This window comes from Pradoshia sp. Z5_111, from assembly GCF_058267535.1.
In genome coordinates this window covers 36162-51642 of record NZ_JBZCPQ010000008.1, presented here as the reverse complement: position 1 = coordinate 51642, position 15481 = coordinate 36162, and the positions used below count along the sequence as shown (strand labels likewise).

General features: G+C 38.1%; 12 protein-coding genes and 1 riboswitch. Of the genes, 7 read left to right on the top strand and 5 right to left on the bottom strand.

Translation table 11 applies throughout. The annotated features are described in order from the left end of the window. Positions 1-197: 197 nt before the first annotated feature. The 3 genes from adhP (at position 198) to AC4D4A_RS15550 (ending at position 3496) form a co-directional block, all read left to right on the top strand. Entirely contained in the window at positions 198-1223 is a 1026-nt protein-coding gene (gene adhP / locus AC4D4A_RS15560) for an alcohol dehydrogenase AdhP (RefSeq protein WP_490996722.1), read from the top strand. Between the two features lie 295 nt (positions 1224-1518). Continuing rightward, on the top strand, positions 1519-2085 hold the full coding sequence (locus tag AC4D4A_RS15555; protein ID WP_490996721.1) for a sigma-70 family RNA polymerase sigma factor: 567 nt from the start codon (positions 1519-1521) through the stop codon (positions 2083-2085). Further along, positions 2054-3496 (top strand): DUF4179 domain-containing protein, encoded by a 1443-nt coding sequence (locus tag AC4D4A_RS15550; protein ID WP_490996720.1) that lies wholly within the window; start codon positions 2054-2056, stop codon positions 3494-3496. The genes AC4D4A_RS15555 and AC4D4A_RS15550 overlap by 32 nt, the downstream gene beginning before the upstream one ends. 150 nt (positions 3497-3646) lie before the next feature. Here AC4D4A_RS15550 and AC4D4A_RS15545 read toward each other — a convergent pair whose 3' ends face one another. Together AC4D4A_RS15545 and AC4D4A_RS15540 are read right to left on the bottom strand one after the other, a co-directional pair. Continuing rightward, on the bottom strand, positions 3647-4993 hold the full coding sequence (locus AC4D4A_RS15545) for an amino acid permease (protein WP_490996719.1): 1347 nt from the start codon (positions 4991-4993) through the stop codon (positions 3647-3649). A 172-nt stretch (positions 4994-5165) separates the two neighbouring features. After that, a riboswitch (glycine riboswitch) is annotated at positions 5166-5243 on the bottom strand. A gap of 621 nt (positions 5244-5864) precedes the next feature. Further along, positions 5865-6776: a DMT family transporter gene (locus AC4D4A_RS15540; RefSeq protein WP_066108178.1), complete on the bottom strand. Its 912-nt coding sequence runs from the start codon at positions 6774-6776 to the stop codon at positions 5865-5867. Positions 6777-7121: 345 nt separating this feature from the next. Between AC4D4A_RS15540 and AC4D4A_RS15535 the strand changes: the two genes are divergently transcribed. The 3 genes from AC4D4A_RS15535 to AC4D4A_RS15525 all read left to right on the top strand — a co-directional run bounded on the left by AC4D4A_RS15535 (position 7122) and on the right by AC4D4A_RS15525 (position 11570). Beyond that, positions 7122-8906 (top strand): LytS/YhcK type 5TM receptor domain-containing protein, encoded by a 1785-nt coding sequence (locus AC4D4A_RS15535; protein WP_490996718.1) that lies wholly within the window; start codon positions 7122-7124, stop codon positions 8904-8906. Then, the gene (locus tag AC4D4A_RS15530) at positions 8881-9615 is read left to right on the top strand and encodes a LytR/AlgR family response regulator transcription factor (protein ID WP_490996717.1); all 735 of its coding nucleotides are present in this window, start codon (positions 8881-8883) and stop codon (positions 9613-9615) included. Before AC4D4A_RS15535 ends, AC4D4A_RS15530 begins: the two co-directional genes overlap by 26 nt. A gap of 137 nt (positions 9616-9752) precedes the next feature. Continuing rightward, a complete protein-coding gene (locus AC4D4A_RS15525) occupies positions 9753-11570 on the top strand; it encodes a carbon starvation CstA family protein (RefSeq protein ID WP_490996716.1) in 1818 nt (605 codons plus the stop codon). Between the two features lie 66 nt (positions 11571-11636). Here AC4D4A_RS15525 and AC4D4A_RS15520 read toward each other — a convergent pair whose 3' ends face one another. Next, complete coding sequence (locus AC4D4A_RS15520) at positions 11637-11912, bottom strand: CC/Se motif family (seleno)protein (RefSeq protein WP_490996715.1); 276 nt, start codon at positions 11910-11912, stop codon at positions 11637-11639. Positions 11913-12037: 125 nt separating this feature from the next. Here AC4D4A_RS15520 and AC4D4A_RS15515 point away from each other — a divergent pair, with 125 nt between their 5' ends. Next, entirely contained in the window at positions 12038-12979 is a 942-nt protein-coding gene (locus tag AC4D4A_RS15515) for a TRM11 family SAM-dependent methyltransferase (RefSeq protein WP_490996714.1), read from the top strand. A 58-nt stretch (positions 12980-13037) separates the two neighbouring features. On the opposite strand, the gene AC4D4A_RS15510 is transcribed toward AC4D4A_RS15515, so the two are convergent. Beyond that, a complete protein-coding gene (locus AC4D4A_RS15510) occupies positions 13038-14432 on the bottom strand; it encodes a DHA2 family efflux MFS transporter permease subunit (protein ID WP_490996789.1) in 1395 nt (464 codons plus the stop codon). A 119-nt stretch (positions 14433-14551) separates the two neighbouring features. Further along, entirely contained in the window at positions 14552-15109 is a 558-nt protein-coding gene (locus AC4D4A_RS15505; protein ID WP_490996788.1) for a TetR/AcrR family transcriptional regulator, read from the bottom strand. Between the last annotated feature and the right edge of the window lie 372 nt (positions 15110-15481).

Here is a 15481-nt window from a genome sequence, read left to right as displayed (position 1 = left end):
GAGAGGAAGATTTCCTTTATAGAGATAAAAAGTTAATACATCATTATATTAAAGCACCTATTAGTTCGAATTGTATTTTTATGATTATAAAAATATAGAAAATTCCTCAATTTGTGTTGATTTTACGAGTTTACACATTTATACTAAGTATGTGAAATGTTGAGCAAGTTAAATATACATACGGAGGATTGATTGGAATGAAAGCTGCTGTAGTGAGTGCAAAGAACCCTGGCAAAGTGGAATTAGTTGAAAAGGAACTGCCAAAGTTAAAACCCGGTCAAGCTTTAGTTGATGTAGAATATTGCGGAGTGTGTCATACAGACTTGCACGTAGCAAAAGGCGATTTCGGCGCAGTTCCGGGAAGAATACCTGGACATGAAGGAATCGGCATTGTGAAAGAAATTGCAGACGATGTTACCAGTTTAAAGATAGGAGATCGTGTCAGCATTGCCTGGTTCTTTAAGGGATGCGGAACTTGCGAGTACTGTGTGACAGGAAATGAAACCTTCTGCCGCAGCGTACAAAATGCCGGTTTCACGGTTGATGGAGCAATGGCTGAACAATGTATCGTAGAAGCGGACTATGCAGTTAAAGTACCTGAAGGACTAGATCCAGCTCAAGCAAGCAGTATTACTTGCGCAGGTGTAACTTGCTACAAAGCAATCAAAGTTTCTGATATTAAACCTGGTCAATGGATTGCTATCTATGGCTGTGGTGGATTAGGTAACCTTGCGATCCAATATGCGAAAAATGTATTTAACGCAAAGGTAATTGCAGTGGATATTAATGATGATAAATTGGCATTGTCCAAAGAAGTAGGAGCAGACCTTGTATGTAATCCATTAACAGATGGAGATGCAGGTGAGTGGATTCAGGAGAAAGTTGGAGGAGCTCATGCTGCAGTTGTTACAGCTGTTTCCAAAGTTGCCTTTAACCAGGCTGTTAACTCTGTTCGTGCCACGGCTAAAGTTGTTGCAGTAGGGTTACCTCCTGAAACAATGGATTTGGCTATCGTGAAAACCGTATTGGATGGTATTCAAATCGTTGGTTCCTTAGTTGGTACACGTAAGGATTTAGAAGAAGCCTTCCAATTTGGAGCAGAGGGCAAAGTAGTGCCAATCGTTGAAACAAGATGCTTGCATGAAGTAAATGATATTTTTGAAGAAATGGAAGCGGGTAAAATCCAGGGCCGTATGGTCATCGATATGCACAAACACGAATAATTCCAATCAATATCCTTATAAAATAAACCTCAAGCAGTCTTGCATTCAATTATGGATGTAAGGCTGTTTTTTTGTACCTTTTTAGATATTTGGGAGCTTAGTACATTAAAATCATGGTTACTTTAGCAGGATTATTTTCCTAAAAAACAAAGGCGATGTGAAGCTGGTTGATGTACTGTAGAAATATATATAAATCTAAGTATGTGTTCAGTATCCTAAATAAATATAAAAAACTTCCAATATTTGAAACCTTTTTAGGGAAATTCATCACTAATAGACAGAAGGGGGCGAGAAAGTGGATTACAAGGAAGAGCAGAGGCTGGTCAAGAAAGCTATAAAGGGGAATAAAAAGAGCTTTGAACGATTAGTTAAGCAGCATTATGAAAGAATATATCGAACGGCTTATATATATGTTAACAATCAGGAGGATGCATTGGATGTGGTTCAGGATGCAACATATCAGGCCTTTATCTCAATTCATTCTTTGAAACATCCTGAGTACTTCATGACTTGGCTCACGAAAATTATCATTCGCTGTGCTGGACAAGTGGTCAAAAAGAGAGGAACTGTTATACCTTTCTCGGATGAAATATTAATAGGTATGATTCCGCAATCGGAGAAAAAGAAAGAAGTTGATTGTGGAGAATTAATGGATGCTTTGGTCCAAATTAAAGAGAATTATCGGACAAGCATTCTTTTGTTTTATTATCATGATTATTCTATTAAAACAATCAGCACTATTATGCAAATACCTGAAGGAACCGTTAAAACCAATTTAAGCAGAGGGAAAGAGGCACTAAAAAAAATCTTAAATGAGGAGGGATTCGACCATGGAAGAAAAGGATTTAAAGAAGGCATTTAACCAAATACCAGTACCTAAAGAAAGTGTGTTTAAGGCCATTGATGATGGGTTAAAGCAGGGACATGAAAAAAAGAGACCACAGACGATGAAAAGAAAATTTCTATACGGGGGAGTGGCTTCTATAGCAATTCTATCTTTGACAATCAGTTCAGGATTTATCCATCCTACGATGAACAAAGTACTCGCAAAAACTCCTTTAGTAGGTCAAATATTTAAAGATTTTGATGATCCACTTGGCATAGAATTAGCAAAACAAAACCTGGTTACCGAATTAAATGAGACCAGTACTAAAAAGGGAATTAATGTAACTCTGACTAATGCGTATTTTGATGGATATATTGTTTCGATTACGGGACATGTAGATGGCAATCTAAGAGAGCAAAATCCAGGAGAGAGCGATGAGTTAAGTATGGATGGAAATTTCGAGAATTATGAAGGGGATGCTGATCCCTGGCTTAATGGGCAATCAACTGCTTTTAAGAAAAAAGGAGATGGGTTTGATTTTCAAATGACTTTAAATTATCCATATGAGGAATTAAAGGAGAATTTTAATTTGCCAATCATGATCCATAGCATTAATGGGACTAAAGGAGAATGGAATTTCTCGGTTCCGATTAAACAAAAAAAGAATAAAGCTATCGCATTAGATTACACAAAAAACTATCCGAATGAAAATGTCCAAATTAAAGTTAATGAATTGCTTTATGGAAGCATTACATCGACTATTATGTTTGAAACAAAAACAGAGTATGAGAATGATGATATATTTTTAGGGAAGGCAACTGACAATAAGGGGAATCGGTTGGATATTGGAAATCCTGTAAAAGTTAATAAGAAAACAAATGGTAAAGTACGTGAATTTCGAACGATAGGGAATTTAGATCCAGATGCTAAATCCATCACTTTCTATCCACATTTAAGTCTATCAGAACCTTCAGCAGAAAAAAAACTAGCGGCAGGTACCTCCTTTACATTGAATAGTCAACGTTCTGATAAGTCGATCCGAGTTAATGGTATCAAACATGAAAAGGATCAATTGATTGTTGACTATAATTTATATGGATTTCCTAAGAGTCTTAAGGGAGAAAAATATGAGAATTTGCTCGATACTTTAGGGTATGTGTTTAATATAATTGATCAAAGGTTTGTGGATACAGACGAGGATTATACACCATATATAGATCGTAACCATGTTAAAGTCCTTGATAAAGATACAATGCATTTTCAATCAGTATTTGATTTAAGTGGAGAAGTTGTATATGAGGGGGATATCATTCAAAAAATCAACAATTTTGATATGGATCATGCTATTATGCAGTTTGATTTTTATCCATTTTTAGAGAGAGTTGAGCTTGATCCTTTCACAGTGAATATACCGCAGAATAAGGAGGAAATCGAGAATCATAAATAAAAATCGTTTTGAAACTATATTGGCTAAGTTCGGTATCGCTGGACTAAGTTTTCATTTAATACAGAAATGCTATGGATAAAAAATGCACTCCAATTGTTAAGTGTGATCTAACAACTGGAGTGCATTATTATTTTTAGTTTTGCTCTATTATCATAATCTCTTCTTTTTATGATAGTTATATATGATAATCAATAAGACAAACCATAATGGTGTAAGCAGCATTGCTAAGCGTGTTTCCGCAGCAATGAGCATTACAATGAGTATGAAAGCAAACATACCTAGGATTACATAATTTATAGTTGGTGTTAATGGAGCTTTGAATGTAGATTTAGCTCTTAAATCAGGTCTCGTTTTTACATATTTGATATGCGAGATTAAAATAATGCTCCATACCCAAATGAAACAGATGGCGCTGATTGTTGTAACGATTGTAAAGGCCTGCTCTGGTATCAGCTTGCTAAGCAGTGCTCCGACAGAAACTACAATAGTAGAAGTTACTAACGCATTGCTCGGTACATGATGTTTATTTAATTTGCCAAATTTTTTTGGTGCTTCATTATGATTGCTTAAGTTGTACATAATCCGGCTGGTTGAGAATAAACCGCTGTTTGCAGCAGAGGCTGCGGATGTTAATACAACAAAGTTGATAATACCTGCCGCCATTGGGATACCGATTAAGGCGAAGACACCTACAAATGGGCTGCTTGTTGCACTTAATTGATCCCAAGGATTGATGCATAAAATAACAAATAAGGCACCTACATAAAACAGCAAAATCCGTACCGGTATTTTGTTGATAGCAGATGGAATGTTTTTGCGCGGATTAGCTGTTTCAGCAGCAGATACACCAATAAGTTCTACTCCAACGAAGGAGAAGACAACCATTTGCAGTGATAGTAAGAACCCGGATATTCCATTCGGGAACATGCCGCCATGATTCCAAAGGTTAGAAACAGAAACAGTTCCGCTATCTGTTTCAAATCCAATCACAAGCAGTACGATTCCTACGACAATAAGTGCAACAATAGTGACGACTTTAATAATGGCAAACCAGAATTCTAACTCACCAAATAGTTTGACGGTTAATAGATTTAATCCTAATAGAATGACTAAACAAATGATAGCAGGCACCCACTGCGGGATATCAAACCAGTATTGTGTATATAAACCAACAGCAATAATATCGGCCATGGCCGTCATAATCCAGCAGAACCAATACGTCCAGCCAGTCACAAATCCAGCCCATGGACCCAAATAATCAGCTGCAAAATCGATAAATGATGTATGATTTGTATTGGATAAAAGTAATTCACCCAATGCTCTCATAACAAAAAATAGAGCTACTCCGATAATCAGATAAGAAAATAGGATGGATGGACCGGCTAAATGAATGGATTTGCCGGAGCCTAAAAATAAGCCGGTTCCAATTGTGCCCCCAATTGCAATTAATTGTACATGACGATTTTTTAAATCCCTTTTTAACTCTTGCTTAGCCAAGTTGCATGCCCCCGTTTAATCTTAGATGTCTAAAACAGGCACCTAGTAAAATAGATATTTATCATTTTTCTCGCTTTATTTAGATACTATGTCTCACCTCACTATTGATATTGGACAATAAAAAAAGAGATTGGTTGTCTCCAATCTCTAAAAGGGCAAGAATAACAAAAATCGTTACCATTCTGTCCTTTTGCCTGAGATTGTGAATCCTTCGGCGCTGTATAAATACAGTCTCTCCAGAAGCTGCTCCCGCCATAGTTTTATCCACAGCGATCAAAGCGTGCTATATTAAATTATCAATTCTCAGAGTATGTTAATTTATTAACATAATTCTGAAAAAATGTTATGAAAAAAATGCTATCACTAAATTATTATGTTGTCAAACTAAGTACATGTAATTAAATGATTTGTTGAAGCATATGGAAGAGCCCAAGATTTACTTGATATAAATATAACCCATATGCTTTTGAAATGATTAACAGCAAGGGAACATTACGATATTACCTTCACAACTATTGATATAGCTTTATCAAGCGGTGAACTAGAATTAGGTGGTGTGGTATCTGAAATACTTGCTTTTGAACAATCAATTAATGATACTAAACAAGCTTCAGTTCTGATAAACAATTACTATAAGTATTAAATAGTAAAGAAAGGTACTAGGTCTCTCTCTTTTTTGTTTACTATTTTAAACATCTTGAGGATCATTCCTTTAGAAATATAAGCATGGCAATGAGGTTAAGTGGAAGGCCAGAATCGAAAGCTCTCTTTTTCATGTTTATTTTAATAGTAGCGCAATTCTTTCTGAAAAAAGACCAAATCCAAAATGGATTTGGTCTTTAATCTACTTTATTAAAAGGCAAATTGAAATTTAGAGTTCATCCGCTATCCCCAGCAGGATAATACCGAAGATAACAACTGCGATGATCATGTATTGTTTTTTAGTCAGTTTCTCTTTTAGGAAGATTCGTGACAGGATAATTGAAAAGATACTGTAAGAAGCAATCAATGGTGCTGCAATAATTGCATAGCCTGATGCCATGGCAAATACGTAGAAAAATTGACCAATCGTTTCCAAAATAGCTGCTATCCCTTTATCGCGCTCTTTAAATACATGGAAGGATTCCTTCTTAATAAAGCGAAGATAGATAAAACATACGGCAGCGCATAGGAAAAAGGTATATTCATACGCAAGCAAAGCTGAATTTTCGCTGATTAAATTCAATTCATCCAGATAGATGGCATCCGCAAATGTAGCAAGTCCATCAATAATGCAATATAAAATTGGGAAGATAATAGCCAAGAAACCAATTTGGTATTTTTTATCGATATGCTCAGAATTCAGTCGACGAGCTTCATCTTCTGCTCTTTTTTCCAGAACGGCTATCCCCACAATCCCAAGAGTGATGATGATAATCCCAAGTACTTCAATGATACTTAGCTCATGAGTGAAAAAGATGAAGAGCAGAATGCTTGTTACGACACCTGAGGAATTCTGTATTGGTGAGGCGATAGACAATTCAATATAGCGCAAACCAATATACCCAAATGCCATGGAAAGGATGTATAAAGAAGATACTGGTAAATAATGAATCATCTCCATTGGGTTGAACTGTATATCTTTTATAATCATATAGGCTGTTGCATGAATTCCCATGACAAGACCAACCATGATGATAATTTTAATATGGCTGTACTTGTCATTGCTGTCTGATCCCTTTTTATAAAATAGGTCAGCACCACCCCATGCTAAAGCTGTTAGTAGTGAAAAAATAAACCACATAACGATTCTCCTTGTTGAAGTTTAATAAGCTTTCTGAACCCCGTATAACAAGACATACAAAATCGTTTACTCAAGTGAGAATACGTTACTGCTGCTATTGCTAAACGGAGAGCAGAGCTATGAATAAAAATGAATATTAATAGAGTCACAGAGTCAAGAATATAATTTCCTTGTAAACTGTGTCAAGGGATTTAAAGGATGAAACTATAATAGAAGTGTGCATTTAATATAACAATAGTAATGAAAGGGCTATCTTTTTGTTTTTCTTAATTTTTCAAATATAATAGCAGGAGAATTAACAAATATAGAAGAGGATGGAAAGTTCGCTAAACAGGGGAGTTGGCCATGTTAGATTTAGTCCCAATTATGCTTGAAAAGGTAGGCATTATTGTCATTGTAGCGTTTTTAATTTCTAAAATGAATTCCTTTCGCCAAATCATTCACCCAGACCATAATCTAAATGAGCAGTTGAAATTATTTCTATTATTCGGCATGTTTGGGGTTATTAGTAATTATACTGGAATAGAAGTTTATCTTTCTATGGTTGAGGAGAATAGATGGCTTTCAGCTATTGGAGAAGATAGTGCCATTGCTAATACAAGAGTGATGGGTGTTGTGATAGGTGGATTATTGGGAGGTCCCGTTGTTGGAGGAGGAGCTGGCCTGATAGCCGGTATACACCGGTATACATTGGGAGGGTTTACTGCCTTTTCCTGCGCCTTTTCTACCATCCTGGCCGGAATATTGGCAGGGTATATAGGCAACAGAAGAAAAAGGAGCGGGGGTCAGATAACGCCATTGTTTGCTGCAGGTATCGGGATGTCCCTCGAAGCTCTGCAAATGGTGATCATCCTAGCTACTGCCAAACCTCTTGAGCATGCATGGAGCCTCGTGCAGTTTATCGGTTTGCCGATGATCACCATGAATGGATTCGGAACACTGTTGTTCATGCTGATCGTTCAGTCTATAAAGCGTGATGGAGAGATAGCACGTGCGAATCAAACCAATCAGGCATTTTTAATTGCGGACCAGACTCTGCCACATTTTCGTCAGGGCTTGAACACCCAATCATGCAAAGAAATATCGAAAATTATGCTTAATTTAACCGATGCGGATGCTGTCTCTATCACGGATGAACATTTGGTTCTCGCTCATTTGGGGGCAGCCTCTGATCATCATAAACCTAGCGTAAAGCCGAGTACTGGGCTGACTAAGAAAGTACTTGAATCAGGATATGTATCAATAGCTAAATCGAAGGAGGAAATCGAGTGCAGGCATAAGGACTGTCCGCTCGTAGCTGCCATCGTTCTCCCTTTAAAAGTGAATGGGGAAATCTCAGGAACCTTAAAATTGTATTATACAAAGCCGGATAAATTAGACAGAGTTCAGCAGCAGTTAGCAGAGGGGCTGGCTAATTTATTTTCCACTCAGCTTGAGCTGGCGGAAGCGGAACGGCAGGCTAAGCTTTTAAAGGACGCTGAGATAAAAGCCTTGCAGGCTCAGATTCATCCACACTTCTTATTTAATAGTCTAAATACGATATCTGCCCTATGCCGGACTGATCCTGATAAAGCTCGTAAACTACTATTAGAATTAAGTTTATTTTTTCGAGGCAATTTACAGGGAGCCAGACAGTTGCAGATTCCGTTAGAAAAAGAGCTGGAAAATGTAAAAGCTTATTTATCTTTAGAGCAAACGCGTTTTCCTCACAAATATGAAGTTAATTTTGATATAGAGAAAGGATTAGAAAATGTATTGATTCCCCCATTTTTATTGCAGCCTTTGGTAGAGAATGCGATTCATTATGCATTTCCACAAAGAAAACAGGTTGGGAAAATTAATATACAAGTGTGCTCAAATGGCAATTATATGAGAATGATTGTTGCGGATAATGGTCAGGGGATTGTGGAAGAAAGATTGAAAAATCTGAGCAGGCAGGTTGTACCGTCAGCCGGTGGAAATGGTACAGCCATTTTTAATATTAGTGAACGCTTAAAAGGTATCTATAATAACCAAGCCCATTTTAAGGTTGATAGCAAGGTGGGTGAGGGCACCACTGTTAATATCTTAATCCCGCTGGAAAGTAAAGGAGGTGACGAGCAGGATGCTGCGAGCCTATGTAGTGGATGATGAACCATTAGCCAGGGACGAGTTGAAATATTTACTGGCACGAAGCAAAGAAGTGGATGTCTTGGGTGAGAGTGATTGTATAGAAGATGCATTACGTGATATTCCACTGTTAAAGCCGGATATTGTTTTCTTAGATATTGAATTAGCGGGAGAGAACGGATTACATTTAGCCGCTAAACTAGAAGGGTTAAACCCAGTTCCAGCAATCGTTTTTGCCACTGCCTATGACGAGTATGCTCTTCAGGCTTTTGACGTGAATGCGGTAGATTATCTTTTGAAGCCCTTCAGTGAAGAACGTATTCACAAAACGCTGGACAAAGTTAAAAAGCTTCATTTACACACAAAGGAGCCTGAAAAAGTGGATACCAGTAATCTCCAATGTAAGGGAAAAATAGCTGTTATGACAGAAGAAAAAATTATATTGCTTACATGCAATGATATCGTATTCTTAGAATCATACGAAGGAAAGTGTAAAATCCAGGCTGTTAATCATCTTTATAAAGTAAGTGAGGCACTGATTGGATTGGAAAAAAAACTGCCCAAAACACAGTTCTTTCGGGTACATCGAAGCTATCTTGTGAATATTGATCATATCGTGGAGATATTACCATGGTTTAATTCAACCTATAACTTACGTATGTCGGATGGTTCCGAGGTTCCGGTCAGTCGAACCTATGTAAAGGAGCTGAAACAATTAGTAGGAATATAGGATTGATTTGCTATTCAGTAGTTGTAAGTTGTAATTCATCCCATTTATTTTGCGGTTCATTTTGAAAATGAGGTGTAAGAGTTTTCATTTGATACTATGAGAGTATAATACGTATGCAAAAAAGGGGGAACATTGAAATGAATGCGATTACAATTGTTATTGGCTCGATTTGTATCCTTTTAATAGCCTATCGTTTGTACGGGACATTTATGGCGGCTAAGGTGTTGAAATTATCTAATGATAAACCAACACCAGCTGAAAAGCTTGAGGATGGTCAAGACTATGTGCCAACAAATAAATGGGTAGTATTTGGACACCATTTCGCAGCCATTGCTGCTGCAGGCCCATTGGTTGGGCCGATTCTGGCAGCTCAGTTTGGTTATTTACCCGGACTGATTTGGCTATTGGTTGGGGCAGTAATTGGAGGAGCAGTTCATGATACAGTTGTGCTCTTTGCCTCTATGCGCCGCGACGGTAAATCATTATCCGAGGTAGCAAAAGAAGAACTTGGACCTGTAGCAGGATTCTGTACAGGATTGGCCATGCTATTCATTATTACCATTACGATGGCAGGTTTGTCATTGGTTGTACTTGGAGCACTTGAAAGAAACCCATGGGGTACATTTGCGGTAGGAATTACAATTCCGATTGCGATGTTAGTGGGAATCTATCATAAAAAGACAGGGAATTTAAAAGTCCCGACGACCGTTGGATTTATCTTAATTATGCTAGCAATTTTCTTTGGTCCACAAATTCAGGGAACATGGTTAGGCGATTTCCTAACGCTTGAAAAGAGCACTCTTGCTATTATTTTACCAGTCTATGCCTTTTTCGCTGCTGCACTTCCTGTTTGGTTATTGCTTGCACCACGTGATTATTTAAGTACATTTATGAAAATAGGCGTTTTCGCAGCACTTATTATTGGTGTATTTATCGTTAACCCTTCAGTTGAGTTTCCTGCTATTATTCCAGATTTCATTAACGGTGGAGGTCCCATTGTGGCGGGCCCAGTATGGCCGTTTATTTCAATTACAATTGCCTGCGGTGCCATTTCAGGCTTCCATGCTTTTGTTGGATCAGGTACGACTCCGAAAATGGTCAGCCGTTGGAGTGATATTAAAGGCATAGCCTTTGGTGCGATGCTAGTAGAATGTTTAGTGGCTATTATGGCATTGATTGCTGCAGTTGCTCTTCAGCCTGGTGATTATTTTGCGATTAACTCATCACCTGAGGTCTATTCAACATTGGGAATGGAAACAGTCCATTTAGATAGATTGGAAGAAGCAGTAGATATGGACCTTGAGGGAAGAACAGGTGGAGCCGTAACACTTGCTGTCGGTATGACAGAAATCTTTACCAGTGTACCATTCTTCCAACACTTGGCCTCCTATTTCTATCAATTCGTAATTCTGTTTGAGGCGGTATTTATTTTAACAGCGATTGATTCAGGAACCAGGGTTGCCAGATATCTCATCCAGGACTTCTTTGGAGACTTTATTAAACCTTTGAAACGAACAGATTCTCTTGGAGCTAACATTTTTGCCAGTGCATTAGCCTGCTTTATTTGGGGATATCTATTATTCTCTGGAGATATCAGCTCCGTCTGGGCACTGTTTGGAGTATCCAACCAGTTGATGGCGTCAATCGGATTGATTGTTGGAGCTACCGTTGTCTTGAAAATTGCAGAGAAACGCTGGTATATGCTGACATGCTTAGTCCCATTGGCGTATCTATATGTTACGGTTAATGTAGGTGGATTCTGGATGATTAAGAATGTCTATCTGAATCCGGATGCAGGTGGATATAATGTATTGAACGGTGTTCTATCCATTATCATGCTTGCGTTAGGTGTCGTGATTATGGTGGCTTCCATCATGAAATGGATTAAGCTATCCAAACAGCCGCAAGCCCAATTGGTTATACAGTCTGAGAAAGAACTGACGAAAACGATGTAAATAATAAACAGGTAAAGGGTCCGAATAACTGGTCTCTTTACCTGTTTTTTTATGCTCAAATGAATTTTAATGAAGCTTAACGGAGAGGGATTTTAAGAAGGGAAGGCCCGATAATGTAAGAATCAGTTTTTCCTTTTTTCGTACATTTTTATGAATATAAAATAATACTTGATCGGATGTAATTTGATAATAATGATTCAGAGTTTTAGGTTTACCAGGCAATGCTACAAGTTCCTGAACACCGGGTCCACAGCAGGCTTTAACATCTAAGTTTTTAATGATTACTTGATTCCCTTTGGATGCAATCCACTTTTTTGATTCATCGTCCATTACAATAATCATTTTGGTGCCTCCTTCAAGTGAGGTATGTTCTTAACTATAATGGATGGGATTTTAGTTTCCTATAAAAATGCATTATAATAGAGTGATATAAGCTTTTTATAGATTGTTGAAGAGAATACAACAGAATGGGATTGGTGGAGCCAATTTTTATATACACATATGCATGCAGTTCAGAGGAAGAACCTTTATGCAAAATGGAATTCAGGGCGTTGTTTGATATGAATCCTGATGATTTTGTTTTTAAAAGTACAAGAAAAGTCGATCCAAGCCGAAGTCCCTTTATTAGGGAAAGAATAGAAGTCCTGACCGAAGGGGATAGTTTGGAGGCCCTTTATCACAAGGCAGGCAAACTTTCCTTCCCGGATCAGACATTCAAAACAATCTTTGTGAAAACGAATGATCTAGAGGATAAAGTTAGCTTTAGTCAACGAAGAAAGATTGAACGGGAAATCGGATTAAAAATCCAGGGTGAAGCTGATTTGGAGAAGCCGGATATCGTTCTTGGCATCATTACTTGCGGCGGTAAATGGTATGTAGGTATTTATGAAAAAAATGAAGCGGTCTGGTTGCATCATCAAAAGAAACCACGAGAGTATTCGACAGCTCTCAGTACTAGAATGGCAAGAGCAGTTGCTAATATCGCGGTTCCCAACCCTGTTGGTGTGAAAGCGATTGACCCATGCTGTGGAATTGGGAATGTACTGGTGGAAGCCTTGTCAATGGGGATTACGATATGTGGACGTGATATCAAGCCATTGCCAGCTATTGGTGCCAGAGAAAATGTAGCTCATTTTGGATATAGCTGTGATATTGCAATAGGGGCAATTGAGGAAGTTACCGACCATTATGATGCAGCTATCATTGATTTACCCTATAATTTATGCCATACAGCGAGCCCGCAAGAACAATTATCAATTTTAACGCATGCAAATCGCATTGCAGACAGAATTGTTGTTGTTACCGGGGAACGAATTGATGACATGATTAAGGAAGCTGGCTTAACTATACAGGATCGATGTGAAGCGAAGAAGATTGGGTTTACAAGAGAGATTTTGTTATGTTATTAGATTAATAAATAAAAATGAGGGTGGCATGATTTTTGCCACCCTCTTATTCTATATACTTTTAAACATCTACACGCTTAACGAAGAAAGAAACTACCAATCCGATTATGGAGGCAATCAAAGCAAATAGAAAGGCGTTTTGCACACCGGCTGTCAAAGCTTCAGAGGCAGCAAGCGGATTATTGGGATCAGCTGTAGCCAAATAGCTTGCCTGGCCAGCTGACATGATGCTAACAGCAACTGCTGTCCCAATCGCCCCTGCAATTTGCTGAAGTGTATTCATGACAGCAGCTCCATCAGGGTAATACTGTCTTGGCAACTGGTTTAACCCATTTGTTTGCGAAGGCATCATAATCATGGCAACCCCAATCAACATGCATGTGTGCAAGATGATAACCGTTAATTGGGTAGTTTCAGTTGTTATATTAGTAAATAAGTAGGTAAATATTGTTGTTAATATAAAACCGGGAATAACCAAGTATTTTGGCCCGAAGGTATCAAATAATTTCCCCGTAATTGGTGACATAATTCCATTCACAATACCGCCAGGCAATAAGACAAGGCCGGCTGCAAAAGCTGACAATAACATTCCGCCCTTTAAGTACATAGGCAATAGAATGGATGAGGATAAGATGATCATCATACCCAGGAATACCATTAAAAGTCCAATAGAGAACATAGGGAACTTAAATACGCGTAAATTAAGCATTGGCTGTTCCATTTTAAACTGGCGGAAAGAGAATAGGATAAGGCTGAGTGCCCCAACAATAATCGGTAAAAGAACAGCTGGGTCGCTCCATGAGCCAGCACCCTCCCCGGCACTGCTGAAACCAAAGACGATTCCTCCAAAACCAATGGATGAAAGAATAATAGACAGAATATCTATTTTTGGTTTTGTGATGGTTGATACATTTTGCATATAGATGAGACCATATACGAATGTAAAAATAAGCAAAGGTAAGCATAGCCAGAAAATCGATTGCCAGCCCAGACTGTCTACGATTAATCCTGATAGGGTTGGACCGACAGCAGGTGCAAACATAATGACAAGCCCCATCATCCCCATAATTGTTCCGCGTCTATGAGGTGGGTATATAACCATAATAACATTTGTCATTAACGGTAGTAATAGACCTGTTCCTATAGCCTGAATGACACGTGCTAGAAGGAGTATTTCAAAATTAGGTGCCAAAGCTCCTACTAATGTTCCTACAATAGAAAAAATGAGAGAGGCACTGAATAATTGTTTGGTAGTAAACCATTGAAGAAGCAATGCTGTTACAGGCACAAGAATACCAAGTACAAGTAAGTAACCGGTTGTTAACCATTGAACGACATGTGGTTCAATGCGAAAGTCCTCCATAATATTGGTGAATGCCATATTTAAGGCAGTTTCACTAAAGAGTCCGATAAAAGCACCAATCATTATAGCAATCACGATTGGAAGTGGCTTAATCTGCTTATTTTCTAAGTTTGTAGCATGATTATTACTCAAATAATATTCCCCTTTCATTATGTATAATTACTAGACCAGTCTATATAATATGCTGATTAAGGATATACATTTATGGTTGCTCATTTCTTTAATATATCGGGCAGACATTTAGAGATGTTTAGTAAAGGCTGTCCATTTAAATTGGTTAGCGAACGGGTGATGGCTCCTTCGATCATTGAATTAACCAATAGACTTAAACGGTACGCTTTTTCTGGTTCAAAGCCATCTTGAAGCATTTTATCATAATAAAGTGTTTCCCAACCTTCAAATGCTGCCTTGCACGCTTTGCGTAAAGGTTCGCTCATTAAGGAAGTTTCCGCTGCCAATAATCCAATTGGTAAACCTTCAAAAAGGTCATTTTTATTGAAATGTTGAGCGATTTTTTCAATATGATATTGGAATGCCTCTAAGGCATGATCATACTGATTCATGGCCAGCTTAATATCATTTTCAATTTGAACGGCCATTTTATTGACTGCTTCTACGGCCAGTTGTTCTTTACCATCAGGGAAGTGATAATATAAAGACCCTTTAGGGGCACCGCTTTCCTTCAGAATTTGATTTAAGCCTGTTGCATGATATCCCTGTATGTTGAAAAGGCGAGTAGCAGCCTCTAAAATTTTTTGACGCGAGTCCATTTTTGCACTCACATGAAATCCCTCTTTTCAAGTATAATGACTGGTCTATATAAATGAGTGACTGTTTCATTCTATAAGATGGCTGTATTTTATGTCAATCATTCGTTGCAGGTATATTTTTTCGAGAATAGGTGGATCAGAAAGGAGGGCGGTTATAAATTGCTTCCAATGAAAAGGGATGAGTGGAGGGGTTATAATAGAAATAGAGGCTGAGACATAACTTATAAACGCTCCTGAAAAGACGAACGATATAATATGTCGACTTTGTTACTTATTAAAGAGTTAAGTTGGAAGAAATCGTTTCATTGCGCTACAGCCACTCGCTTTCCGCGGGGAGGAAGCTGAGCCTCCTCGGCTGCGCCTGTGGGGTCT